This window comes from Duganella sp. 1224 (assembly GCF_013408245.1).
GTDB lineage: Bacteria > Pseudomonadota > Gammaproteobacteria > Burkholderiales > Burkholderiaceae_D > Rugamonas.
The window spans coordinates 817,461-842,704 of record NZ_JACBYS010000001.1 but is presented as its reverse complement, the minus strand read 5'-3'; the positions used below and the strand labels follow the sequence as shown (position 1 = coordinate 842,704).

Here is a 25,244-nt window from a genome sequence, read left to right as displayed (position 1 = left end):
GAACGCATGCTCAGCATGGGCTCCGGCTTTCGCCGGAGCGACGGGGGTGGGTTTAATGCGAGTGGCGCGGCACGGCCGAACCGCGCTTGCCGACCAGGAAATCGAAATCGCAGCCCTCGTCCGCCTGCAGCACATGTTCGATGTACAGCTGCTGATAACCGGTCTTCGGCCCCGGCGCGCTGCCGCGTTCACGCACGGCCTGGCGCGCGGCGATTTCCTCATCCGACACTTCCAGATTCAGCTTGCCGCCGGCGCAGTCCAGCGTAATCCAGTCGCCATCCTTGACGATGCCCAGCGGGCCGCCGGCCATGGCCTCCGGCGCCACGTGCAGCACCACGGTGCCGTAAGCGGTGCCGGACATGCGCGCGTCAGAAATGCGCACCATGTCTTTCACGCCTGCCGCCAGCAGCTTGGGCGGCAGGCCCATATTGCCCACTTCCGCCATGCCCGGATAGCCTTTCGGGCCGCAGTTCTTCATCACCAGCACCGAATCCTTGTCCACTTCCAGTTCCGGGTCCATGATGCGCGCCTTGTAGTGCTCAAAGTCCTCGAACACCACCGCCTTGCCGCGATGCTGCATCAGCTCCGGCGTGGCGGCCGATGGCTTGAGCACGGCGCCGCGCGGCGCCAGGTTGCCGCGCAGGATGCAGATGCCGCCGTCCTTGCAGATCGGATTGTCCAGCGTGCGAATAACCTCGTCGTCGTAGATCGGCGCGTCCTTGCAGTTGTCCCACAGGCTCTTGCCGTTGACGGTCGGCGCGTTCGGATGCGGCAGGATGGCGCCATCGCCCATGCGGCGGATCACGCCCGGCAGGCCGCCGGCGTAGTAGAACTCCTCCATCAGGAAGCGGCCCGACGGCAGCAGGTCGACGATGGTCGGCGTGCCGCGGCCAACGCGGGTCCAGTCCTCCAGCTCCAGGTCGACGCCGATGCGGCCGGCGATGGCCTTCAAGTGGATCACGGCGTTGGTCGAACCGCCGATGGCGGCGTTGACGCGGATGGCGTTCTCGAAGTTCTCCTTGGTCAGGATCTTCGACAGTTTCAGGTCTTCCTTCACCATTTCGACGATGCGGATGCCCGACATGTGCGCCAGCACGTAGCGGCGCGCATCCACCGCCGGAATGGCGGCATTGTGCGGTAGCGAGGTGCCCAGCGATTCGGCCATACAGGCCATGGTCGACGCGGTGCCCATGGTGTTGCAGGTGCCGGCGGAACGCGAGTGGCCCGCTTCGGCGGCGATGAAGTCGTGCATCGAGATTTCGCCAGCCTTGACCTGCTCGTGCAGTTGCCAGACGGCGGTGCCGGAGCCGATGTTCTTGCCGTTCAGTTTACCGTTCAGCATCGGGCCGCCGGTGACCACGATGGTCGGGATGTCTACCGAGGCAGCGCCCATCAGCAGCGCCGGCGTGGTCTTGTCGCAGCCGACCAGCAGCACCACGCCATCCATCGGATTGCCGCGGATCGATTCTTCCACGTCCATCGAGGCCAGGTTACGGGTCAGCATGGCGGTCGGGCGCAGGTTCGATTCGCCGTTGGAGAATACCGGGAATTCGACCGGGAAGCCGCCGGCTTCGAGGATGCCGCGCTTGACGTGTTCCGCCAGCTTGCGGAAGTGCGCGTTGCAGGGAGTCAGCTCAGACCAGGTGTTGCAGATGCCGATAATGGGCTTGCCCTGGAATTCGTGGTCAGGAATGCCCTGATTCTTCATCCAGCTGCGGTACATGAAGCCGTTCTTATCTTCCGTGCCGAACCACTCGGCCGAGCGCAGCTTCACCTTTTTGTCATGCTCAGACATGCATTTCTCCTCAATATATTCCTGCGCGGGGGCGCGACCGCCCCGCCCCCGCATCGATGAGGGATACTAAAATGGACCGAGATAACTTTCCAATGAATTGTTTATCAATATCGATATCGAAATTGATATAGCTGGGCAGCTCAGGCCACGCTGAAGCGGTAGGCCATCACCGTCGCATATTCCTCGTTGGGGCGCAGGATGGTGGACGGGAAGTCCGGACGGTTGGGCGAGTCCGGGAAGTGCTGCGGCTCCAGGCAGAAAGCGCTGCGATGGCTGTAGACGCGGCCCTTGCCCTGCACGCCGTCATTGAGGAAATTGCCGCTGTAGAACTGGATGCCCGGCTCCTGCGTCCACACCTCCAGCACCCGGCCGGATGCCGGATCCACCACGCGGGCCGCCACTTCCAGCGCCTTGTCGGCTGATTTGGCCAGCACGAAGTTATGATCGTAGCCAGAGCCCAGCGCCAGCTGCGCGTCGGCCTGGTCGATGCGCGCGCCGATGGCGTGCGGTGTGCGGAAGTCGAACGGGGTGCCGGCCACCGGCGCCGGCGCGCCGACCGGTATCAGCCCTGCACCGACCGGGGTGTAGGCGTCGGCGACAATCGTCAGCTGGTGGTCGAGAATCTGTCCCTTGCCGGCCAGGTTGAAGTAAGCGTGGTTGGTCAGGTTCATCGGCGTGGCCCGGTCGGACACCGCATGGAAGGCGATGCGCAGCTCGTTGTCGTTGCGCAGTTCGTAGATGGCGGTGACCTCGGCGTTGCCGGGATAACCCTGGTCGCCGTCCGGGCTCATGTAAGTCAGGATCAGGCCCACCGACTGCCGCGTGGCGAAGGTTTCCGCCTCCCACAGTTGGCGGTGGAAGCCGTTGGCGCCGCCGTGCAGGTGGTTGACGCCATCGTTCTGGTCGAGTTGATACACCACCCCGTCCAGCGTGAAGCGACCATTGGCAATGCGGTTGCCGTAACGGCCGATCAACGCGCCGAAGTAATGCGACTCACCCAGGTAGGCGGCAGCGTTGTCGAAGCCGTGGCAGACGTCGGCCAGCACACCGTCGCGATCCGGCACGTGCAGCCCGGTGATCACGCCACCCAGGTTGCTGATCCTGGCGACCATGCCGTTGGCGTTGGTCAGGGTGTACAGGGCGGCTTCACGCCCATCCGGCAAGAGGCCAAACGGAGCGTCAGTGATGGTGGCTTGCATTTCGGCTGTCCAAATAGGCGAATGATAAAGCATATACCAAATCCGCCAATGACATTTTTCCGGTTTTCGATACCGGAAAACGTATCAGGCTTATTGGAAAGCCACCTCGGTAAAGCTGCGCAGCTTGCGCGAGTGCAGCTTGTCCACGCCCAGCGCCCGAAGCAGCTCCATGGCGCGGATACCGATGCGCAAATGCTGGTCGACCCGGTCACGATAGAACTGGTTGGCCATGCCCGGCAGCTTGATCTCACCATGCATCGGCTTGTCGCTGACGCACAACAAGGTGCCGTACGGGACGCGGAAGCGGAAACCGTTGGCGGCGATGGTGGCGCTTTCCATATCCAGCGCGATCGCCCTGCTCTGGCTGAAGCGGCGCTCCGGCGTCCGCTGCGGCATCAGTTCCCAGTTGCGGTTGTCGGTGCTGGCGACGGTACCGGTGCGCATCACGCGCTTCAGGTCGTGACCGGTGAGCTGCGTGACTTCCGCCACGGCCGCCTCGATGGCCACCTGCACCTCGGCCAGCGGCGGAATCGGCACCCACAGCGGCAGGTCCTCGTCCAGCACGTGGTCTTCGCGCACGTAGCCGTGGGCCAGCACATAGTCGCCCAGTTCCTGGGTGTTGCGCAGGCCGGCGCAATGGCCCAGCATCAGCCACGCGTGCGGGCGCAGCACCGCGATGTGATCGGTGATGGTTTTGGCATTGGCCGGGCCAACGCCGATATTGACCATCGAGATGCCGGTGCCGTCGGCGCGGATCAGGTGATAGCCCGGCATCTGCGGCAGGCGTGGCGGCTGGGCGCCGTGGGCATCGCCCGGCTCCACCGCCTGCCCCACGCGCCGCATCACCAGGTTGCCCGGTTCGACGAAGGCGATGTAGTCGTTGCCCGGCTCGGAGGACGGGCTGGCCATCAGCTCGTGCCCCAGCTTGATGAATTCGTCGATGTAGAACTGGTAGTTGGTGAACAGGACGAACTTCTGGAAATGCTCGCACGAGGTGCCGGTGTAATGGCGCAGGCGCTGCAGCGAATAGTCGACGCGCGGCGCGGTGAACAGCGACAGCGGCTGCGCCTCGCCCATCGGCGGCTCGTGGGTGCCGTTGGCGATGCCGTCATCCATGGCGGCCAGGTTGGGCAGGTCGAACACGTCGCGCATCAGCAGGCGGCGCTCGGCGGTCAGGCTGCCCTCGATGTGCTCATGTTCGGCGATCGAAAAGTGGATGGGAATCGGCTGCGCGCTGACGCCCACCTCGATCTTGACATGGTGGCTGCCGTGGTTCTTCAGCAGCAGCTTGAATTGCTGCAGATAGTAGCGGGCAAACAGGTCGGGCCGGGTCAGCGTGGTTTCGTAGGTACCGGGGCCGGCGACGAAGCCGAATGCCAGGCGCGAGTCGGCGCGCGCCACGGTGTCGGTATGGACGCGCACGAACGGGTAGCAGGCGCGCACGTGGTCGCCGACGTTTTCGCCGGCCACAAAACGCTTCATGGCGTCGCGCAGATAGGCGATATTGGCGTCGTAGATGGCCAGCACCTGGTCGTAGGCGGCCTGCGGGTCGTCAAACTGCATCGGGGCGATGAATGGGCGGGTGGTAGACATGCGGCTCCTTCAGTTTTGGCTCGTATTTCCTATTGTAAAGGCTGTAAGCGGAACTTGCATTCTCCCTCTATGGGAACGATCTGGCGTACCGTACAATGATGCCCTGATACCGAGAAAAGCCACCGCATGAATCAAGCCGCAACACCGCACGTCCTTTTTGGCCCTCAGCAGGAAAGCCTGCTGCGCGAGGAGATCCTCGCCGACCTGCTGGAAGCCAGCGCCGCCCGCACGCCCGACCAGACCGCGCTGATTTTCGGCGAACGGTCGCTGAGCTACCGTGAGCTGAACGGGCAGGCCGACCTGGTGGCGTCGCGGCTGATCGCGGCGGGCGTCCGGCCGGGCCAGATCGTCGGCCTGTGGCTGCCGCGCGGGATCGAGTTGCTGGTGCTGCAGGCGGGCATCGCCAAGGCCGGCGCCGCGTGGCTGCCGGTGGATGAGGATACGCCGGTCGAGCGGCTGCAGGTGTGCCTGGACGACGCGTCCGGCGCCGGTGTGCTGACCAGCGCCGCGTTCGCGCCGCGCCTGGCCGCGCTGGCCGATTTCGTGGCGTCCGGCCGTCCGGTGTGGACCGCGGAGGCGCTGCTGGCCGCGCCGGCGGACGGCGAGGTGCTGGCGCGGCGCGGCACCGTGTCGCCGGACGTGCCGGCGTATGTGATCTACACGTCCGGCTCGACCGGCAAGCCGAAAGGCATCCTGATCACCCAGCGCAGCATCTGCCACTTCCTGCGCAGCGAGAACGAGGTGCTGGGCGTGCGCGCCGACGACAAGGTGTATCAGGGCTTTTCGGTGGCCTTCGACATGTCGTTCGAGGAGATCTGGATTTCGTACCTGGTCGGCGCCACGCTGTGGATCGGGCCCAAGGAAATCAGCGGCGATCCGGAGACGCTGCCGCGCATGCTGGAGCAGCACCACGTGACGGTGCTGCATGCGGTGCCGACGCTGCTCGCGCTGTTCAACCAGGACGTGCCGGGCCTGCGGCTGATTAACCTCGGCGGCGAGGCCTGTCCGGAGTCGCTGGTCGCGCGCTGGTCGCGCGAGGGCCGGCAGATGTTCAACACCTATGGGCCGACCGAGGCCACGGTGTCGGCCAGTCTGGCGCGCCTGCAGCCGGGCTATCCGGTCACCATCGGCCGCCCGCTGCCCAACTACGGCCTGCTGGTCATCGACGCCAATACCGACGCCGCGCCCGGCGCCTCCGGCCCGGTCCTGCGCCTGCTGCCCTACGGCGAAGTCGGCGAATTATGCATCACCGGCCCAGGCCTGGCGGCCGGCTACCTCGGCCGCCCTGACCTGACGGCGGAAAAATTCCTGCCCAATCCCTGGTCCACCGGCCCGCACGACGCGCGCCTGTACCGCACCGGCGACCTGGCGCGCATCGGCCCGGACGAGGAAGTGACCTGCCTGGGCCGCGCCGACGACCAGGTCAAGATCCGCGGCTTCCGCGTGGAGCTGGGCGAAATCGAAGCCCTGCTGGCGCAGCAACCCGGCGTCGGCACGGTCGCCGTCCTGCTGCGCAAGGATGACGGCATCGACCAGCTGGTGGCCTACATCGTGCCCGATTCCGGCGTCACGCTGGACAACCGCACGCTGCGCGCCGCGCTGGCCGAAAAACTGCCGCCGCACATGGTCCCCGGCCGCTACCAAATGCTGGACGCCATGCCGCGCCTGACCTCGGGCAAAATCGACCGCAAAACGCTGAAGGCCACGCCGCTCAGCGCCCCGCCGGCCGGCAGCGTCGCCGAATCCGACCTGCCTGAAACGCCAGCAGAGGAAGCGCTGTTCGCCGCGCTAGCCACGCTGTTCCCCGGCCAGCCGATCTTGCGCCACGCCGATTTTTTCAGCGATCTTGGCGGCCACTCGTTCTTCGCCGCCCGCCTGGCCTCCGCGCTGCGCGCCGACCCGCGCTACGCCCACGTCACCGTCAGGGACATCTACCAGCAACGCCAGATCGGCAAGATCGCCCAGGCGCTGGCCGACGCTCCCGGCGGCGGCCAGCAGGAACAGGACTGGACGCCGCCATCGCGGGTAAAACGCTGGGTATGCGGCATCGCCCAGGCCGCTGCCATGCCGCCGCTGGTCACGCTGCGCATGGCGCAATGGCTGGCGCCCTTCTTCACCTATCACTTCTTCACCGGCGACCCCGGCGACTCGGTGGCGCGCGCCATTGCCGCCTCGGTCGGCGTGTTCCTGCTGGCGACCATCGGCGAATTCGGCATCGCCATTCTTGGCAAGTGGCTGATCGCCGGCCGCCTGCAAGCCGGCAGCTACCCACTATGGGGGCTGACCTACTACCGCTGGTGGCTGGCAGACCGCCTGGTGGAGGCGGCGCCGGCCTATCTGCTCAGCGGTTCCTCGCTCAACATCTGGTGGCTGCGCGCGCTCGGCGCCAGGATCGGCAAGGAAGTCACGATCGGCTCCTACACGCTACGGGCCCCGGACCTGCTGCACATCGGCGACCAGGTCAGCATCGGCAACGCCGTCAATTTTGAAAACGCCCGCGTCGAACGCGGCCAGTTGCACCTTGGCCAGATCACGCTGGAAAAAGACGCCTGCGTCAGCTCCTACGCCATCCTGGAGGGGAACACGCGCGTGGAGACGCTGGGCCATCTGGAAGGCCAGTCGGCGCTCAGCGACGGCGGCGTGGTGCCGGCCGGCCGCGTGTGGGCCGGTTCACCGGCGCGCGACATGGGCGCCTTCGATACCACCCGCCTGCCGCCGCGCCCACCAGTTACCGCCGCGCGCCGCGCCGCCGAGGCGCTGTTCTTCGTGCTCGGCATCCTCGGCATCGTCACGCTGTTCTTCATGCCGGTGTTCCCGAGCTTCGTGTTGATCGACTGGTTTGACGAAGCGGGCTGGCTGCCGTGGATTCAGGGCGACGACGTGCGCATTCAACTGCTGCGCTACTTCCTGCTGGCCTTCCCCGCCAGCACGGTGCTGATCGTGCTGACCGCCCTGATCTCGGCCGGTATCCGCTGGAGCGCGCTGCCACGCCTGAAGCCCGGCCAGTTCCCGGTGCACGGCAACACCTACTGTGCCAAATGGCTGGTGAGCCAGATCCAGGAATCGAGCCTGAACGTTTTGCATGGTATTTACGCCACCGTGTTCGCGCCGTACTGGTATCGCCTGCTGGGCGCCAAGGTGGGCAAGGACGCAGAAATCTCCACCGCGCTGGGCGTGGTGCCGGACATGCTGACGCTGGGCGACGAAACCTTCATCGCCGACGCGGTCATGCTGGGCGACGAAGAAATCGACGGCGGCTGGATGGTGATGAAGCCAACCGTGGTGTCGCACCGCAGCTTCGTCGGCAACGGTGCCTACATCCCGGACGGCACTGTGCTGCCGGAGCATGTGCTGATCGGCGTGCATTCGCGCGCGCCGGATAATCACCACATGAAGGACGGCGATACGTGGCTCGGTTCCCCGCCTATCAACCTGCCGGCGCGCGAGCAGACCAGCGGTTATCCGGAACACCTGACCTTCCACCCGTCGCCGCTGCGCCGCCTGGGACGCGGCTTGATCGAGGCCTTCCGCATCGTCGCGCCGCACGCGCTGGTGATCGCGGTGGGCTACACGCTGGTGCTGGCGGTGATGCCGGCGGCCGGTGCCGGCCGCTGGGCGGAAGTGACGTGGGATCTGGCGCTGGCGGGCCTGGGGTATGGCGTGCTGAATTATGTGTTCGTGGTGCTGCTCAAGTGGGCGCTGATCGGCCGCTATCGCAAACAGTCGGAGCCGATGTGGACGCCGTTTGTGTGGCTGTCGGAAGGCGTGACCAACCTGTATGAAGGCATCGCCGTGCCCAACTTCATGCGCTACCTGCGCGGCACGCCGTGGCTGCCGATCGCCTTCAACCTGCTGGGCTGCCGCATCGGCAAGGGCGTGTACATGGACACCACCGACATCACTGAATTCGATTGCGTGCAAATCGGCGACAACAGCGAACTGAATGCGCTCACCTGCCCGCAGACGCACCTGTTCGAGGACCGCGTGATGAAGATCGACCAGGTGGTGATTGGCGAGCGTGTCTACATGGGGCCGCGCGCGGCGGTACTGTACAGCGCGGCCGTCGGCGACAACGCCCGCCTCGGCGCGCTGACGCTGGTGATGAAGGGCGAAACCATCCCCGCCAACGGCAACTGGGCCGGCTGCCCGGCCGCTCCGGCGCGCCCATGAAGGCGCTGGCCGTCCACCGCTGGCCCGGCCCCACGCCGATGCCGCGGGACGGCCTGTTCGCCATCCTGATCGACACCCGCACCGCCGCCGCGCAGCGCGATGCCGCACGGCGCCAGGTCCGCCTGGCGGCGCGCGAGGCAGTGGCCGCCGTGCTGGGCGTGCCGGTTGCCGACATCGCCATCACCTCCACGCCCGGCACGCCGCCGCGCCTCCTGCTGGCCGGCGCGCAGAGCGGCGTCGGCATCTCCATCACGCACGAAGACCACTACTCGCTGGCGGCCATCAACCTCCACGGCCCCATTGGCGCCGACATCATGCGCGTCCAGAACATCCCTGACTGGCAGGCCGTCGCCCGCGACTACCTCGGCCCAGCCGCCACCGCCGCGCTGCACGCCACATCACACCGCCCGCAAGCCTTCGCGAACGCATGGACACAACGCGAAGCCGCGCTAAAATACCACGCATTAGAACTCAGCGAATGGCAAGCCGACCTTCCGGGCGTCTCCATATCGCTGATCCTGCCAGACCCTGATCTGGCAGGCCACATCCACATCGGAGACAAAACCGCATGAGACTGACCGCACTGCTGCTCGCCGTTCTCGCCACAGCCACCGCCAACGCCGCCGCCCAGTGCGGCCCGGACCAGCTCAACACCGCCCGCACCATCACCCTGAAGCGCGAAGGCGCGCAATACGGCGCGCTGCAGCACGCCGCGCTGCCGCTGGAAAAAGGTGAAGTCGTGCTGACCTTCGACGACGGCCCATCCGCCGACAACACGCCGCTGGTGCTGAAAGCGCTGTCCGACCAATGCGTCAAGGCGACCTTCTTCCTGATCGGCGAACATATCAAGCAGCAGCCCGACCTGGCGCGGCGCCTGATCCGCGAGGGCCATTCGGCCGGCATCCACAGCAACACGCACCCGCACCTGGGAACGATGACGCCCGAGCAGCAACTGGACGACCTGAAACTGAGCCGCGCCGCCTACAAGTCGGTGTTCGGCGTCGAACCGCCGGCCTACCGTTTCCCTTACCTCGAAGAGACACCTACGCTGCTGGAGGCGCTCAAGCGCGACAACATCACGGTCGCCTCCATCGACATGGCCATCAACGACTGGACCCCGGAGGATACCACCGCCATTCTGGCCCAGCGCCTGACCGAGAGCCTGGATAAGGCAGGCCGCGGCATCATCCTGATGCACGACGAGCACGCTGCCACCGCCAGGGCGCTGCCCACGCTGCTCAAGGTCTTGCAGGACAAGGGCTACAAAGTCGTTCACCTTGAATGGGAGGCGCCCAAATGAGCGATAAAAAGTGGCAGGCGGAGTTTGATGCACTGCGCGTCATCGTGCTGGATTGTGGCCTGGACGAACAGGTCAAATGGGGTCAGCCCTGCTTTACGCTGGACGGCCAGAACGTGGTGCTGATCCACGGTTTCAAGGAGTACTGCGCGCTGCTGTTCTTCAAGGGCGCGTTGATGAAGGATCCGAAGAACATCCTGATTCAGCAGACGGAAAACGTGCAGGCCGCGCGGCAGATACGCTTTACCGCGCTGGCCGACATCACCCGGCTTGAGAAAACGCTTAAGGCTTACATCAAGGACGCCATCGCGCTGGAAAAATCCGGCGCCAAGGTGGCGTTCAAGAAGACTGCGGAGTTCTCTTTTCCCGAGGAGTTGGAGCGCAAGATGGATGAACTGCCAGCCCTGCGCACGGCGTTTGAGGGGTTGACGCCTGGCCGGCAGCGCGCCTACCTGCTGCACTTTTCGTCGGCCAAGCAAGCAACAACGCGCGAATCGCGCATCGAAAAATGCGTGCAACGCATCCTCGACGGCAAGGGCCTCGACGACTGATCCTCGCAGCTAACCCCGGAAGGTCAGGGTCAGACCCCTTACGGGGTCTGACCCTACGCGCCGCAGTGCGGGGTGAACGGTTCCCGCTCGCGGCGGACGGTCGACTTTTATCCCTTTGACCACGCCATCTTTTGCAGCTGGATGTGGGGGTGGCTTTCCAGCGGTTCCCATTGCGGCAGGAACGCAAAGCCTTGTTTCTGGTAGAAGGCCGACGCGCGCGCATTCGTCGGCGCCACATCGAGCAGGATGCGATGGCCGGCATGGGCCTTGACCGCATCGACCAGCCGGGCGGCGGTCGATGTGCCACGGTGCGATGGCGCGACCCACATGGCGATCAGCTCCAGCTCGCGCTGCGCATTCGGCACGTAGCCAACGATGCCGACAGCTTCCGCGCCATCAAACGCCAGAATGAAACGCGCCTTACCATGCCTCGCGGCGCGGTCGCGCCAGGCGTCGTCGGTGTAGGCAGCGGCGGAGGCGTAGGTCACGCCAAAGGCGGTCGGCGCGTCCTGCAACGCCGCAAGCCGCACGCGTTTCAGTTCCGGCCAGTCTTCTTCTCTCGTGTATCGGATATCGATCATGGTCTGGACATCCGCACGTAGGCCACTTCCTTGCCATCATATTGGCGGATGGTCTCCCCGGAGAGGGCGAAGCCGTTTTTCTCGTAAAAGCTGATGGCGCCGTGGTTGGAGCGCGCGACGTTGAGCGTGATCTCGCCGGGCGTCTTTTCCAAAACAGCATTCAGCAACGCCTGGCCTACGCCCCGCCCACGTGCGGCGCGCTGCACGAACAGCGCGCGCAACTGCCCGTCAAACACCGCAGCGAAGCCATGTATGCCATCGGCATCGTAGACCATCACATCCGACTGGACGAAGGCAGCCAACAGCCCTTGGTCCTGCTCCAGCGGCGTAATGTTGAATGACGCCGTTTCAAAACGCAGTTCATCCGGTTTCGCTTCCAGATAAATGCGGCAGACAGCGGCGAAATCTTCGGCAGTGTAGGCGCGCACGGCGTCAACATGCATGTTGGCATCGGCCGTTTCACGGTGAATGACGCCGGGATCGGCCAGCTCACGAAGCGCAAGCGCGCGCATCGCGTCGTTGGCCAGGCCGGCGATTGCTGCGCTCTGCAAGGCATCCGCTTCCGCACTTCTTCCCAGCCCGCGCCAGACGGCGACGCAGAGCGACAGGTCGCCGACAAAATTCGACAGCTCGGCGGCCAGACGCGGCGGCTCGCCGCGGGTCGGCATCAGCGGCACCTTTTCTGCCAGGCTGTTTAGCTCGGGCAGCCTGGCCGACGGGTCGCGGAGATAGCGTTCGGCCAGCACATAATCCTGTGCTTCAACCACGGCCGGCAAGGCGCGCCAGGCGTTTCGTTTCGCCAGATCCGGCTGGGCCGCCAGCAACTGCAGGAACAATTCGTAGGTGGTCCGGCTGTCCTCTAATATTTCATTCATCTCGACGATGATCTCGAACCGGCCACGCTGTCGGCCGCCGTCATCCTCGCCAAACATCGTATCCTCGGCCAACAGGCGGCTGGCCTGAGCGTCACGTTCACGCACCATGGCGGCACGCGCCGGGGCATACTGCTCAATCAACTGGCTCCAGGCGAACATGGTGATGAAATGCCGGTCATCCGCCCGCGCAAATAGCGCAAGCAGCGCCACGAGTGCTTCGTCATGCCGGCCTTCGTGCAGCGCCAGCAAGGCTTTGTCCACCTCTGGATCGGGGGTCATAGATGCCTCGTTTCCGCTGGCGGCACGTTCCAGTTGTCGTTTTTGCCGTCCAGGTAGGTGATCGGGGCGTTGGCCAGCTCCTCCTCGCTGGCGTCATCCAGGCAGGTGAGGTTGACCGAGTAGAACTCGCCCCAGCGCGGCGATACGCCGATGCCGAAGGGGTGAACGCCGCAGTGACGGCAGAACAGGTGCTTATCGCGCTTGGTGAGGAACTGGTACAGCGTCAGATCGCCCTCGCCCGATTGCAGGCGGAACGCCTCGGGCTTGACGATCGCGGGCCAGTAACGCATCTTGACGCAGATGGAGCAGTTGCAGCGCAAGGTCCCTTGCGCCAGATCGATGTCCGCCGCAAAGCGCACCGCGCCGCAATGACAGCTGCCGTGGTAAGTCTTCAGCATGGCAGCCGCGCCACCTTGTCACTGCGCGGCGCAGCTTGGTCGTGAGAGCCGTATTCGTTCACCGGAACGCCTCGATCGCCACCTTGGCCACGTCACCGTGCAGTTCGGGGCGTGCCTTGTCATCCTTGGCGGGCTGGGTCAGATACACGGCCAGCACGATCGGCGCCCGGCCGGGCGGCCAGATCACGGCGATGTCGTTGACCGTGCCGTAATCGCCGGCGCCGGTCTTGTCGGCCACCACCCAGCCTGCGGGCACGCCGGCGCGTATGCGCGTGGCGCCGGTGGTGTTCCCGATCATCCAGTCCTTGAGCTGGCGCCGGCAGTGCAGCGGCAGCGCGTCGCCCATCACCAGCTTGTGCAGCGAACGCGCCATCGCCTGCGGCGTGGTGGTGTCGCGCACGTCGCCGGGCAGCGCGGAATTGAGTTCGGTTTCCCAGCGGTCCAGCCGGAACTCGGCGTCGCCGATGGAGCGCGCATAGGCCGTCACCGCCGCCGGACCGCCGATCTGCTTCATCAGCAGATTGGCCGCCGTGTTGTCGCTGTACTGCAGCGTGGCCTCGCACAGTGCCTCCACCGTCATGCCCTCCGCCACGTGCTTGCCAGTGACCGGCGAATGCGGCACCAGATCCACCTTGTCGTAGCGCAGGCGCCGGTCCAGCAGCGACGGCTCGCGCGCCAGCACCGCCGCCGCCAGCATCATCTTGAAGGTGCTGCACATCGGGAAACGCTCGTCGGCGCGGTGCAGCAACTGGCGGCCGTCCGCCGTGTTGAACGCCGCCACACCAAGCCGGCCGCCGTATTCCTTCTCCAGCCGCGCCAGTTGCCCGGTGCGCGACACCGGCGTGGTGCCTGGCGCCTGATCCAGCAGATCGGCGGCGCGCGCCAGCGGGGCGCTGGCCAGCGCCAGCACCAGCATGCGGCGGGTTGTGAAATCGGTCATCGGCTGCGAATAAGAGTTAAGTAAAAATAAACATAGCACAGTCTTGCCATAAATGCCAATCCCCAATTGCGCGCAGCGCGATCGCTACTGGCGGTAGACTGGCCACATGTCTACCCAGGTGCTCATCGTCGGCGCCGGTCCCACCGGCCTGGTGCTTGCCATTGCGCTGGCAAGAAGGGGCGTTGTCGTGCGCATCATCGACCGCAACAGCGGCCCCGGACAGGCCTCGCGCGCCATGGCGGTCCACGCCCGCACGCTGGAGTTCTACCGCCAGTTGGGCTTCGCCGATGCCGTCATCAACCAGGGCATCCAGATAGACGCCATCCACCTGCGCGAACACGGCGAGGACATCGTCGCGCTGCCGCTGCGCGACATCGGCGCCGGCCTCAGTCCCTACCCCTTTGTGCTGGCCTACCCGCAGGACGACCACGAACACCTGCTGGTGGCGCAGTTGCGCGCCGAGGGCGTGGAGGTGGAATGGAACACCGAGCTGGAATCGTTCACGCAGGACGAATGGGGCGTGCGCGCGGTGCTGGAACACGGCGACGACCGCGTCACCTGCAGCAGCGCCTATCTGTGCGGCTGCGATGGCGCGCGCAGCCGCGTGCGAGAAGCGCTCGGGCTGGACTTCGCCGGTGGCACCTACAACCACCTGTATTACGTGGCGGACGTGCAGACCGCCGGCCCGCCCAACCAGGACCTGGTCGGCCACCTGGCCGCCCACACCTTTGCGCTGATGCTGCCGGTGCGCTCGCGCGGCATGCAGCGCCTGATCGGTATCCTGCCGGACGGCGCGCCAGCCCACGCGGACTTCGAGGCGGTGCGCCCGGTACTGGAGCCGCTGCTGGGCATCCGCGTGGAACAGGTGAACTGGTTCTCCACCTACCGCGTGCACCACCGCGTGGCCACACGCTTTCGCGTCGACCGCTGCTTTATCGCCGGCGACGCGGGCCACGTCCACAGCCCCGCCGGCGGCCAGGGCATGAACACCGGCATCGGCGACGCCATCAACCTGGCCTGGAAACTGGCCCACGTGCTGCAGGGCCGGGCCGACGCCGCGCTGCTGGACACCTACGAGGCCGAACGCATCGTTTTCGCCCGCAAGCTCGTGACCACCACCGACCGCGCCTTCCAGCTGATCGTCTCGCAGGGGCCGGGCGGCCAGCTGCTGCGCAACTGGCTGCTGCCGCACGTGCTGCCGGCGCTGAGCGGCCTGTCCGCCGCGCGCCGCACGCTGTTCAAGACCGTCTCGCAGGTGATGATCCATTATCCCGACAGCCCGCTCAGCGCCGGCCGCGCAGGCGACATCATCGGCGGCGACCGGCTGCCCTGGGTGCCGGACAACTTCGTGCCGCTGCAATCGCTGGACTGGCAGCTGCACGTCTATGGCCACACCGATCCGGCGCTGGCCGCCGCCGCGCAGGCGCTGCGCCTGCCGCTGCACGCCTGGCCGTGGACCGAGGCCCACGCCCACGCCGGCCTGCTGGAAGATGCCGCCTACCTGGTGCGCCCGGACATGCACGTGGCGCTGGCCCTGCCGCGCCAGGAAACCGACGTGTTGCAGGCACTGGCCACGCGCCTCAAGCTGCGCTTCGGCAGGGATAGCTAAATGCCATTGACAGCCCGGCGGTGAGCAAGCTAAGGTCAGCATCGCGCCGATGCCCGACCTTATTTACTCACTTAAAGGATGCCATGAGCCTTCACAACCCTTCCCGCCGCGAGCTGCTGCTGGCCGCCCTCTCCGCCACCGCCGTCAGCGCCCTGCCAGGCCTCGCGCTGGCCGCCGACGCATCGCCGGCCGACGCCCGCTTCAGCAAGCTGCTGGACGACATTGCCGAAGAAGTCCTGCGCCTGTCGCCAACCAGCGCCACCGGCCTGGGGTTGGACAAGGGCCCGCGCACCGCGCTCAAGTCGCAGCTGGAAGACCTGTCGCCCGCCGGTGACAAGGCCTGGGCGGAGGAAGTAAAGTCGATTCAGGCGCGCCTGCGCGCCATCAACCGCGCCACGCTCAGCGCCAACGCGCAGATCCGCTACGACACCATCGCCTACGCCGCCGAATCCGGCCTGCAGGGCCTGCGCTTCCCGTTCGGCGGCGCCGCCAGCGGCTTCAATGGCGGCACCGCGCCGTTCCCGGTCACGCAGCAGGACGGCACCATCACCCGCCTGCCGGAGTTCCTCGACTCGCAGCACCAGATCGCCGACGCCGCCGACGCCGAGGCCTACCTGGCGCGCCTGGCAGGCATGGCCAAGCTGCTGGATGACGAAACCGCCCGCATCGAAGAGCAAGCCGGCAAAGGCATCATGCCGCCGGACTTCATCTGCAAGACCGCGCTGGGCCAGTTGCAGGACTTCCGCAAAACCGCCGCCGCCGACCAGAAGCTGGTGACCTCGGTCACCGAGCGCGCGCAGAAGCTCAACCTCGCCGGCGACTGGCACGCGCGCGCCCTGAAACTGGTGGAAGGCTCGGTCTACCCGGCGCTGGACCGCCAGATCGCCGCCTTCGGCAAGGCCGCCGCCAAGGCCACCAACGTGGCCGGCGTGCACCGCCTGCCGGACGGCGCGGCCTATTACGAGTGGGCGCTGCGCCTCGGCACCTCGACCACCCACAGCGCCAGGGAAATCCACGCCATCGGCCTGGAACAGAACAAGCAACTGCAGTCGCGCATCGACGCCATCCTGAAAAAGCAAGGCATCACGCAGGGCACCGTCGGCCAGCGCCTGCTCGGCCTGACCAAGGACCCGCAGCGCTTCTACGCCGACAACGACAAGGGCCGCGAAGAGCTGATCGCCTTCTGCAACGAGCGCGTGGCCGCCGTGCGCAAGCTGATGCCGCAGATCTCGCACCTCAACATGCAGGCGCCGCTGCAGATCAAGCGCGTGCCGGTCGACATTCAGGACGGCGCGCCGCTGGGCTATATGAACTTCGCTTCGCTCGACGGTTCGCGCCCGGCCATCTACTACGTTAACCTGAAGTCGACCACCTTGTGGCCGAAGTCCGAGCTGTCCACGCTCACCGCGCACGAAGGCATTCCGGGCCACGCCTGGCAAGGCGCCTACCTGGCCGAGCACCACGACGAGCTGCCGCTGATTTCATCGCTGATCGGTTTCAACGCCTTCGTCGAGGGCTGGGCGCTGTACGCGGAACAGCTGGTCGATGAATTCGGCCTGTACGCCAACGATCCGTTCAGCCAGATCGGCTACCTGCAGGCGCAGCAGTTCCGCGCCTGCCGCCTGGTGGTGGACACCGGCATCCACGCGATGCAGTGGACGCGCGAACAGGCGATCCGCTTCCTGGTCGAGAACACCGGCCGCGGCCAGCAGGCCATGACCAGCGAAATCGACCGCTATACCGTGTCGCCGGGCCAGGCCTGCGGCTACAAGATGGGTCACAACGAGATCCTGCGCCAGCGCCAGCGCGCGCAGAAGGCGCTGGGCGGCAAATTCGACCTGGCCGGCTTCAACGACGCGCTGGTGGAGAGCTGCGGCGTGCCGCTGACGGTGCTGCCGACCGTGATCGACCGCTACATCAACGCCCAGCGCGCGAAACAACAGAAGGCATAAAAAGTCGTTTATCGCGCCATGGTTTTCTTGTAAGCTTGTCACGACTATCATGAAAACCATCGCCATCATCGGCGGCGGCGTCACCGGCGTGACGACCGCCTATGCCCTCGTCAAGCGCGGCTTCGCCGTCACCCTGCTGGAGCGTCATCGTTATCCGGCGATGGAAACTTCCTATGCCAACGGCGGCCAGCTGTCGGCCTCCAACGCGGAAGTGTGGAACCACCGCTCGACCATCGCCAGGGCGCTGCAATGGATGCTGCGCGGCGACGCGCCGCTGCTGGTGCATCCGCACCCCACCTGGCACAAGCTGTCGTGGTTTGCCGAATTCATCTCGGCCATGCCGGACTACCACCGCAACACCGTCGCGCTGGCGCGCATGGCGGTGGCGGCGCGCGACCACCTGTTCCAGTGGGCCGACGACGAGGGCATCGCCTTCGACCTGCGGCGCGCCGGCATCCTGCACATCCACCGCGACCGCGCGGAATTCGAGCACGCCGTGGCGGTCAGCAAGCTGCTGGCGCGCGGCGGCGTGCCGCGCCGCGCGGTCACGCCGGACGAGATGCGCGCCATCGAGCCGGCGCTGCGCGGCGAGTTCTACGCCGGCCACTACACCGAGAGCGACAGCAGCGGCGACATCCACAAGTTCACCACCGGCCTGGCGCAGGCGGCGCAGCGCCTCGGCGCGCAGTTGCGCTGCAATCAGCAGGTGGTGCACCTGAACGCCGGCGAGGACGGCGTCGACATCACCGTGCTGCACGACGAGCGCGCCGACACCACGCGCTACGACGCGGTGGTGATCTGCGCCGGCGCCGCCAGCCGGGCGCTGGCGGCGCAGGTCGGCGACAGCGTCAACGTCTATCCGGTCAAGGGCTACTCGGTCACCGTCCAGCTGGAGGACGCCGCCAGCCGCGCGGCCGCGCCGCAGGTCAGCCTGGTCGACGACACGGTCAAGCTGGTGTGCAGCCGGCTGGGCGAGGACCGGCTGCGCGTGGCCGGCAGCGCCGAGTTCCACGGCCACAACCGCGACATCCGCGCCGACCGCATCGCGCCGCTGACCGACTGGGTGCAACACAACTTCCCCGATGTCAGCACCCGCGCCATCACGCCCTGGGCCGGGCTGCGACCGATGATGCCGGACCTGATGCCGCGCGTCGGCCCCGGCAAGGCGCCGGGCGTGTTCTACAATACCGGCCACGGCCACCTGGGCTGGACCTTGTCGGCCGCCACGGCCGACATGGTGGCGAGCGCCATCCATTCCTCTTGGGAGGCTGTGCGGCAACGCACAACCACGCCCTTGAAAATGGCGTAAACTAGCTTCATCTAAGGCTCGTCTTCACTAGGAGGTATGACATGACGGCTAAATCTATCGCACGTATCACTTTGCTGGCCGGCGCCCTGGCGCTGGCAGCCCCCGTATTTGCCGCCGAGCCCACCATCCAGGAGGTGTACGCGGCAGCCAACGCTGGCAAGTACGCCGAAGCGCAGGCCATGATGGACCAGGTGCTGGCCGCGCATCCGAAAAGCGCCAACGCCCACTTCGTCGAGGCCGAGCTGCTGGCCAAGCAAGGCAAGTTCGCCGCCGCCCAGGCCTCGCTGGCCAAGGCGGAAGAACTGGCGCCGGGCCTGCCAAAGGTGAAGCCTGAAGCGGTCAGCAAGCTGCGCGCGCTGCTGGCCGACGGCCAGAAGCTGGACTATGCGCAAAAGCGCAGCCACGCCACCACTAGCGGTGGCGGCAACAACTATGGCAGCGGCGGGTACGCCAACGCGCCGCAGAGCAGCGGCATCGGCTGGGGCGGCATCCTGATCATCGGCGCCGGCCTGGCGGGTTTTATCTGGCTGGCGACCCGCTTCATGCAGCGTCGCCAGCAGCCGCCTGTTAATGACGGCTACAGCCCCGCCGGCTACAATCCGGGCGCGGCGCCGGGCTATGCGCCGGGCGGCGGCTATCCGCAGCAGCCGGGCTATGGCCAGGCCGGCTGGGGCCAGCAAGGCTATCCGCAACAGCCGGCGCAGCCGGGCATGGGTTCGCGCATCATGGGCGGCCTGGCGACCGGCGCGGCGGTGGGCGCGGGCATCGTGGCCGGCGAGGCGATCGCCCGCCAGTTCACCGGCGGCCATGACAGCGGCTCGGGGTCGAGCAACCTCGACCAGTCGCGCAACGACATCGTCTACGACGACCCGTCGGCCCGCGACGACCTGCTGCGCCGCGATGACATGGGCGGCAACGACTTCGGCGTCAGCGGCGGCTGGGATGACGGCGGCAGCGGCGGCGGCGGCGACAGCGGCGGTGGCGGCGACTGGGATTAATCCCGCCTGTCACTAATTACGATTACGGGGCGCGGCGTTCGCCCGCCCCGGCAGCCTCCAGCGCCAGGTCCCAATACGGCGGACTACCGAAATACTCCTTCAAATGACGTATCAACAGCTGGGCCTTGGCCTGGTTGGAGCGGCCCGGCATGTGCACCGCGTGGATGGCCGGTTCGTCCGGCGAGCGCCGCGGCGACGCCACGTGCTCGACCGGCAACATCGGAAACACCGGCACCAGCTGACCGGCGACGATGGCGTCGCTGGTCAGCCAGTTGGCCAGGTGGGCGATGCCGGCGCCGCTGATGGCCGCATGCAGCAGCGAGTCGGTATCGTCGCAGCGCAGCTTGCCCTTCACCGGCAACGGCTGATTGCCGTTGACACCTTCAAAACGCCACCAGCCGCGCGGCGGCACCCTCCCGTTGACCGTCAGGCACTGGTGATCCAGCAAATCTTCCGGCTTGCGCGGCCAGCCATGGCGCTCCAGGTAGGCCGGGCTGGCCGTCACCAGCCGCTGCATGCCGGCGAGACGCGTGGCCACCAGGTCGCTGGCTGGCAGCACGCCGGCGCGCACCGCCACGTCCACGCGGCGCGCCAGCAGGTCGACCACGTCGTCGCTGACGTGCAGGTCGACCTCGATCAGCGGATGGCGCTGCAGGAAGGCGGCGATGGCCGGCGCCACGTGCAGGCGGCCGAAGGCGGCCGGCGCCGTCACCGTCAGCAGGCCGCGCGGTTCGCTGTCCAGTTCCTGCACGGCGCTCTTGCCCTCGGCCAGCTCGGCCAGTATATTGCGGGCGCGCGGCAGAAAACGCTCGCCGGCGTCGCTCAGGATCACTTGACGCGAACTGCGCAGCAGCAGCCGCGCCCCCAGTTCCGCCTCCAGCGCATCAATCTTTCGGGAGACTGACGACACCGCCATTTCAAGGTGTACTGCTGCCTTGGACAGGCTGCGCAACTCGACTACAGTCACAAAACATTCGAGACTATCTATCACAAATTTCTCCCGAGCCATACATCTTTGCAGATCCAGCAAAGATCATTTGCTTTTTTCCATATTGTGCCATTTTTTGCAAAGCTGCATACTTCGCTCATCGATTGTTAAGGATGCCAACATGAAATTCACACCACTGTTTGCCGCACTGGCCATTGCCACCGCCGCCTCCACCCCCGCCTTTGCCGCCGCGCCGCTGGCCGGCACCAACGCCCCCGGCTTCTACCGGGTGATGCTGGGCGACTTTGAAGTCACCGCCCTCAGCGACGGCACCGTCGACCTGCCGTTTGACAAGCTGCTGCACGAACCGGCCGACGTCACCAAAAAAGCGCTGGCCCGCAACTACCAGTCGGTGCCGACCGAAGCCTCGGTCAACGCCTTCCTGGTCAACACCGGCGCCAAGCTGATCCTGGTGGACACCGGCGCCGGCGGCCTGTTCGGCCCGACGCTGGGCAAGGTGCTGGCCAACATCAAGGCTTCCGGCTATCAGCCGGAACAGATCGACGAAATCTACCTGACCCACCTGCATCCCGACCACGTGGGCGGCCTGGCCGCCAACAGCCAGCTGGTGTTCCCCAACGCCGTGGTGCGCGCCGACCAGCGCGACACCGATTTCTGGCTGAGCCAGGCCAACCTGGACAAGGCCCCGGCCGACAGCAAGGGCTTCTTCCAGGGCGCGATGGCCTCGCTGACGCCCTACGCCGCCGCCCAGCACCTGAAGCCGTTCAGCGGCGACACCGAACTGGCGCCGGGCGTGCGCGCAACGTCGAGTTATGGCCACACGCCGGGCCATACCATTTATACTTTCGAAAGCAAAGCCAAGAAGCTGGTGCTGGTGGGTGACCTGATCCACGTGGCCGCCGTGCAGCTGGCGCATCCGGAAGTGACGATCGGCTTCGACAGCGATCCGAAAGCCGCGCTGGCGTCGCGCACCAAGGTGTTCCAGGCGCTCTCCAGGGAGGGCGCGCTGGTCGGCGCCGCCCACCTGTCGTTCCCCGGCCTGGGCCACCTGCGCGTGGACGGCAAGGGCTACGACTGGCTGCCGGTTTCCTATTCCCAGCTGCGCTAGTCAGCGGCACGTCAGCAAACTCTGAAAGACTGGTCATCATGGACATGCGTACCTCACCCAGCCCTATTTCCGTGCTCGTCGTCGACGACCATCCCTTGCTGCGCGCCGGCCTGGGCGAGGCCATTTCCAGCCAGTCCGACATGTGCGTGGTGGGCGAAGCCTGCAACGGCCGCGAGGCGGTGGACGCCTACACCCAGCTGCGGCCGGACGTCACCATCATGGACATCGCCATGCCGGAGCTGGACGGCGTGCAGGCGCTGCACGAGATCCGGCGCGAGCATAACAACGCCCGCGTCGTCATGCTGACCACCTACAAGGGCGACGCGCAGATCCTGCGCGCCGTCCAGGGCGGCGCCGCCGGCTTCCTGCTGAAGAGCACCCTGCGCCGCGAACTGCTGGACACGGTGCGCGGCGTGCACATGGGGCAGCGCCGCATTCCGCCGGAAATTGCCATGGAACTGGCCCAGCACATGGGTCAGGGCCCGCTGAGCTCACGCGAGATGGAGGTGTTGAATCTGGCGGCCAGCGGCCATTCCAACCGCCGCATCGCCGAGCGCCTGACGATTTCCGAGGAAACCGTCAAGGCGCACATGAAGAACGTGCTGGCCAAGCTGGCCGCGAACGACCGCACCCACGCGGTGACGATCGCCCTCAAGCGCGGGATTATTTCGATTTAATCCCTGGCGGTGCCCGCCAGCGCCAGCAGGATGGCGCACGGCAGCAGCAGGCCGTGGAAGCCAAACTGCACGAAAGCCAGGCCGCCGCTCATGCAGCCGGCGGCAAACATCACCACCGGCCAGGTCAGCTTCTTGCAGCGGCCGATCGCTTCCGGGTCACCGCGCAACGAATCCACCAACTCGATCACCAGCCCGGTCACGTTGCCGGTCATGACGGTGGTGGCCGCCGTCTTGCCAAGCAATAGCTTGCCGTAGGCGTTCTGGATCGCCATCGCGCCCGCGCATAGCGAGCCGGTGAGCAGCGTCAGCGGCTCGGAAGCCTCGATCACCGGCGCCGCCCGCCAGGCGCAGAACACCGTGGCCAGCATCAGGAACAGCTGCAACAGGAAGCTGTTGCGCAGCGTTTTGGCGCCGGCCCGGTCCCAGTGCAGGATCGCCAGCCGCGCCAGCGCGACAAACACGATAAACACCGGGAATACCAGCAGCTTGATGAAGATGGCTTGCGATGGCTCGATCAGCGCGCGGCCGATCAGCACAAAGTTCCCCGTGACGTGGGCCGTGAACAGGCCAAACAGCCCGACAAAGCCCAGCGTGTCGACGTAGCCGGCCAAAAAGCCCAGTGCCGCGCCTTGTTTGATGTCACCGCGTTCCATTACTCCCTTTCTGAAGATCGAGCCAGGCCAACAGCAGGAAAGCGCCGGTCAGGCCGAGGTGCTCGAAAAAACTGTTGGCCGCCATGAAGCGTTCCTGGCCGCCCATCTCCCAGAAGCGGTTGGCGACAAAGGTGGCCATCAGCGTGAACACGCCGAGGAAAGCGGCGCCCAGCCAGCGGTAAAAACCGGCCACGATGGCGACCGAGGCGCCCAGTTCCAGCGCGATCACCAGCGCCGCCAGCGGCGCCGCCGGCGCCAGGCCGAAGTGGCGCATCTCGCCGATGGCCGAATCAAAATCCGTCAGCTTGTTGATGCCGCCCTGCAGATAGGCGGCACACAACAGCAGCAGACAACAACGTTCTATCCACTGCGACCGCATTACACCGCCCAGCAGGCGCAGCCCAGGGCGCCCCAGAAGCTCTTCAGGTCGGAGACCGGCAGCTTGCTGGCCCACGAGTTGGCGTGCTGGTGGCCGTGCAGATTGCAGTTGTTGGCGCAGCCGCAGGCGGCGGCCTGCTGCTGGCGTTCCCGCTGCTGCCGCAACTGGCGCTGTTCCAGTTCCTTGAGCGCGGCGCGGCTGGTGCCCTGCTTCTCGCCCCAGCCGGCGTAGCCGCCGAAACGGCGCACCGGCGACCAGTCCGGCATGGCCGGCGGCGGCGGCAGGTCGTGGCTGGCGAAGGCGCCGGCGGCGTAGACGATCTTGCCGCCCACCACGGTCAGCTCCGAGGTCATGTCCCAGATCTCGCTTTCGGCGCAGGCGTAGAAGTCCTTGTCCGGCACGATCAGGTCAGCCAGCTGGCCGACTTCGATGCGGCCCTTCTTGCCTTCCTCGTTGGAGAACCAGGTGGTGTTCTCGGTCCACATGCGCAGCGCCTGTTCGCGGTCCAGGCAATTGGCGCGCGGGTACAGCTGCGCGCCGCTGACGGTTTTACCGGTGATCATCCAGGCCAGCGACACCCATGGATTGTACGAGGCCACGCGGGTGGCGTCGGTGCCGGCCGAGGTTTTCACGCCCGATTCCAGGATCTTCTTGATTGGCGGCGTGGCCTCGGCGGCGCCGTGGCCATAGCGTTCGATGAAGTATTCGCCCTGGTAGGCCATGCGGTGCTGCACGGCCACGCCGCCGCCCAGCGCGGCGATGCGGTCGATCGACTGCTGCGAAATGGTTTCCGCGTGGTCGAAGAACCAGTTAAGGCCCTCCAGCGGAATCTCCTGGTTGACGCGCTCGAACACGTCCAGCGCGCGGCTGATGGTTTCGTCGTAGGTGGCGTGCATGCGCCACGGCCAGCGGTTCTGCGCCAGCACCCGCACCACGCCTTCCAGGTCGTCCTCCATCGATTCCGGCATGTCCGGGCGCGGCTGGCGGAAGTCCTCGAAGTCGGCCGCCGAGAAGGTCAGCATCTCGCCTGCGCCGTTGTGGCGGAAGTAGTCGTCGCCCTGCTGATACTTGACGCTCTGCGTCCAGTTCAGGAAGTCTTCCTTCTCCTGCTTGGGCTTTTGCGTGAACAGGTTGTAGGCCATGCGCACCGTCAGCTGCTTTTCGTCGGCCAGTTGCTGGATCACCTGGTAGTCTTCCGGATAGTTCTGGAAGCCGCCGCCGGCGTCGATCACGCCGGTCACGCCGAGGCGATTCAGTTCGCGCATGAAGTGGCGGGTCGAGTTGACCTGGTATTCCAGCGGCAGTTTCGGGCCCTTGGCCAGCGTGGCGTACAGGATCGAGGCATTCGGCTTGGCCAGCAGCAGGCCGGTGGGATTGCCGCTGCCGTCGCGCAGGATCTGGCCGCCCGGCGGTTCCGGCGTGTCCTTGGTGTAGCCGACGGCGCGCAGCGCGGCGCCGTTCAGCAGCGCGCGGTCATACAGGTGCAGGATGAACACCGGGGTATCCGGCGCCACCGCGTTCAGCTCCTCGATGGTCGGCAGGCGCTTCTCGGCGAATTGGTGCTCGGTGAAGCCGCCCACCACGCGCACCCACTGCGGCGCCGGCGTAATGGCCACCTGCGCCTTCAGCATGGCCATGGCGTCGGCCAGCGAGCGCACGCCGTCCCAGCGCAGCTCCAGGTTGAAATTCAGGCCGCCGCGGATGATGTGGCAGTGGTTGTCGATCAGGCCTGGCAGCACGCGCTTGCCATGCAGGTCGATGATACGGGTGGTCGGGCCGGCCAGGGCCATCACCTCGTTGGCGCGGCCAACGGCGATGAATTTGCCATCCTTGATGGCGACGGCTTCGGCGTGCGGGTTGGCGCGGTCCAGGGTGGTGAACAGGCCGCGGTGCAGGATCAGATCGGGAGTGGGGTTCGCTTGGGTCATTTAA

21 protein-coding genes are annotated in these 25,244 nt (G+C 66.3%); 10 read left to right on the top strand and 11 right to left on the bottom strand.

The window, feature by feature from the left end; all coding sequences use genetic code 11:
* Positions 1 to 52: 52 nt before the first annotated feature.
* The 3 genes from FHW58_RS03815 to FHW58_RS03805 form a co-directional block, all read right to left on the bottom strand.
* Entirely contained in the window at positions 53 to 1,795 is a 1,743-nt protein-coding gene (locus tag FHW58_RS03815) for an IlvD/Edd family dehydratase (RefSeq protein ID WP_179671722.1), read from the bottom strand.
* Between the two features lie 140 nt (positions 1,796 to 1,935).
* Complete coding sequence (locus tag FHW58_RS03810; protein ID WP_179671721.1) at positions 1,936 to 2,994, bottom strand: aldose epimerase family protein; 1,059 nt, start codon at positions 2,992 to 2,994, stop codon at positions 1,936 to 1,938.
* Positions 2,995 to 3,084: 90 nt separating this feature from the next.
* Complete coding sequence (locus tag FHW58_RS03805) at positions 3,085 to 4,587, bottom strand: AMP nucleosidase (RefSeq protein ID WP_179671720.1); 1,503 nt, start codon at positions 4,585 to 4,587, stop codon at positions 3,085 to 3,087.
* Positions 4,588 to 4,713: 126 nt separating this feature from the next.
* On the opposite strand from FHW58_RS03805, the gene FHW58_RS03800 reads away from it, so the two are divergent.
* From FHW58_RS03800 to FHW58_RS03785, 4 genes are read left to right on the top strand one after another with little or no spacing between them, the layout of a single operon-like run.
* Complete coding sequence (locus FHW58_RS03800) at positions 4,714 to 8,757, top strand: Pls/PosA family non-ribosomal peptide synthetase (RefSeq protein ID WP_179671719.1); 4,044 nt, start codon at positions 4,714 to 4,716, stop codon at positions 8,755 to 8,757.
* Complete coding sequence (locus tag FHW58_RS03795) at positions 8,754 to 9,329, top strand: 4'-phosphopantetheinyl transferase superfamily protein (protein ID WP_179671718.1); 576 nt, start codon at positions 8,754 to 8,756, stop codon at positions 9,327 to 9,329. The genes FHW58_RS03800 and FHW58_RS03795 overlap by 4 nt, the downstream gene beginning before the upstream one ends.
* A complete protein-coding gene (locus FHW58_RS03790; protein WP_179671717.1) occupies positions 9,326 to 10,057 on the top strand; it encodes a polysaccharide deacetylase family protein in 732 nt (243 codons plus the stop codon). The genes FHW58_RS03795 and FHW58_RS03790 overlap by 4 nt, the downstream gene beginning before the upstream one ends.
* A complete protein-coding gene (locus tag FHW58_RS03785) occupies positions 10,054 to 10,605 on the top strand; it encodes a YdeI family protein (RefSeq protein WP_229265043.1) in 552 nt (183 codons plus the stop codon). Before FHW58_RS03790 ends, FHW58_RS03785 begins: the two co-directional genes overlap by 4 nt.
* A gap of 107 nt (positions 10,606 to 10,712) precedes the next feature.
* Here FHW58_RS03785 and FHW58_RS03780 read toward each other — a convergent pair whose 3' ends face one another.
* From FHW58_RS03780 to bla, 4 genes are read right to left on the bottom strand one after another with little or no spacing between them, the layout of a single operon-like run.
* On the bottom strand, positions 10,713 to 11,186 hold the full coding sequence (locus FHW58_RS03780) for a GNAT family N-acetyltransferase (RefSeq protein ID WP_218892622.1): 474 nt from the start codon (positions 11,184 to 11,186) through the stop codon (positions 10,713 to 10,715).
* Entirely contained in the window at positions 11,183 to 12,340 is a 1,158-nt protein-coding gene (locus FHW58_RS03775) for a GNAT family N-acetyltransferase (RefSeq protein WP_179671715.1), read from the bottom strand. The genes FHW58_RS03780 and FHW58_RS03775 overlap by 4 nt, the downstream gene beginning before the upstream one ends.
* Complete coding sequence (locus FHW58_RS03770) at positions 12,337 to 12,738, bottom strand: GFA family protein (protein WP_179671714.1); 402 nt, start codon at positions 12,736 to 12,738, stop codon at positions 12,337 to 12,339. The genes FHW58_RS03775 and FHW58_RS03770 overlap by 4 nt, the downstream gene beginning before the upstream one ends.
* 58 nt (positions 12,739 to 12,796) lie before the next feature.
* Complete coding sequence (gene bla / locus FHW58_RS03765) at positions 12,797 to 13,678, bottom strand: class A beta-lactamase (protein WP_179671713.1); 882 nt, start codon at positions 13,676 to 13,678, stop codon at positions 12,797 to 12,799.
* A 106-nt stretch (positions 13,679 to 13,784) separates the two neighbouring features.
* Between bla and FHW58_RS03760 the strand changes: the two genes are divergently transcribed.
* The 4 genes from FHW58_RS03760 to FHW58_RS03745 all read left to right on the top strand — a co-directional run bounded on the left by FHW58_RS03760 (position 13,785) and on the right by FHW58_RS03745 (position 19,546).
* Entirely contained in the window at positions 13,785 to 15,287 is a 1,503-nt protein-coding gene (locus FHW58_RS03760) for an FAD-dependent monooxygenase (RefSeq protein WP_179671712.1), read from the top strand.
* Positions 15,288 to 15,370: 83 nt separating this feature from the next.
* Positions 15,371 to 17,239, top strand: coding sequence for a DUF885 family protein (locus FHW58_RS03755; RefSeq protein WP_179671711.1), 1,869 nt, complete (start codon positions 15,371 to 15,373; stop codon positions 17,237 to 17,239).
* 49 nt (positions 17,240 to 17,288) lie between these two features.
* On the top strand, positions 17,289 to 18,548 hold the full coding sequence (locus tag FHW58_RS03750; RefSeq protein WP_179671710.1) for a D-amino acid dehydrogenase: 1,260 nt from the start codon (positions 17,289 to 17,291) through the stop codon (positions 18,546 to 18,548).
* Between the two features lie 41 nt (positions 18,549 to 18,589).
* Entirely contained in the window at positions 18,590 to 19,546 is a 957-nt protein-coding gene (locus tag FHW58_RS03745) for a tetratricopeptide repeat protein (RefSeq protein WP_179671709.1), read from the top strand.
* Positions 19,547 to 19,568: 22 nt separating this feature from the next.
* Here the strand turns inward: FHW58_RS03745 and FHW58_RS03740 are convergent, their stop codons facing one another.
* Positions 19,569 to 20,555, bottom strand: a complete 987-nt coding sequence (locus FHW58_RS03740) for a LysR family transcriptional regulator (RefSeq protein ID WP_179671708.1) — start codon at positions 20,553 to 20,555, stop codon at positions 19,569 to 19,571.
* A 100-nt stretch (positions 20,556 to 20,655) separates the two neighbouring features.
* Between FHW58_RS03740 and FHW58_RS03735 the strand changes: the two genes are divergently transcribed.
* On the top strand, positions 20,656 to 21,603 hold the full coding sequence (locus tag FHW58_RS03735; protein ID WP_179671707.1) for an MBL fold metallo-hydrolase: 948 nt from the start codon (positions 20,656 to 20,658) through the stop codon (positions 21,601 to 21,603).
* Positions 21,604 to 21,647: 44 nt separating this feature from the next.
* Positions 21,648 to 22,280: a response regulator gene (locus FHW58_RS03730; protein WP_373996661.1), complete on the top strand. Its 633-nt coding sequence runs from the start codon at positions 21,648 to 21,650 to the stop codon at positions 22,278 to 22,280.
* On the opposite strand, the gene FHW58_RS03725 is transcribed toward FHW58_RS03730, so the two are convergent.
* From FHW58_RS03725 to FHW58_RS03715, 3 genes are read right to left on the bottom strand one after another with little or no spacing between them, the layout of a single operon-like run.
* The gene (locus tag FHW58_RS03725) at positions 22,277 to 22,933 is read right to left on the bottom strand and encodes a YoaK family protein (RefSeq protein WP_179671705.1); all 657 of its coding nucleotides are present in this window, start codon (positions 22,931 to 22,933) and stop codon (positions 22,277 to 22,279) included. The genes FHW58_RS03730 and FHW58_RS03725 overlap by 4 nt on opposite strands.
* Positions 22,920 to 23,312 carry a DoxX family protein gene (locus tag FHW58_RS03720; RefSeq protein WP_179671704.1) on the bottom strand — a complete coding sequence of 131 codons (393 nt, stop codon included), beginning with the start codon at positions 23,310 to 23,312 and terminating at the stop codon, positions 22,920 to 22,922. Before FHW58_RS03720 ends, FHW58_RS03725 begins: the two co-directional genes overlap by 14 nt.
* Positions 23,312 to 25,240 (bottom strand): amidohydrolase, encoded by a 1,929-nt coding sequence (locus FHW58_RS03715; RefSeq protein ID WP_179671703.1) that lies wholly within the window; start codon positions 25,238 to 25,240, stop codon positions 23,312 to 23,314. Before FHW58_RS03715 ends, FHW58_RS03720 begins: the two co-directional genes overlap by 1 nt.
* Positions 25,241 to 25,244 lie beyond the last annotated feature (4 nt).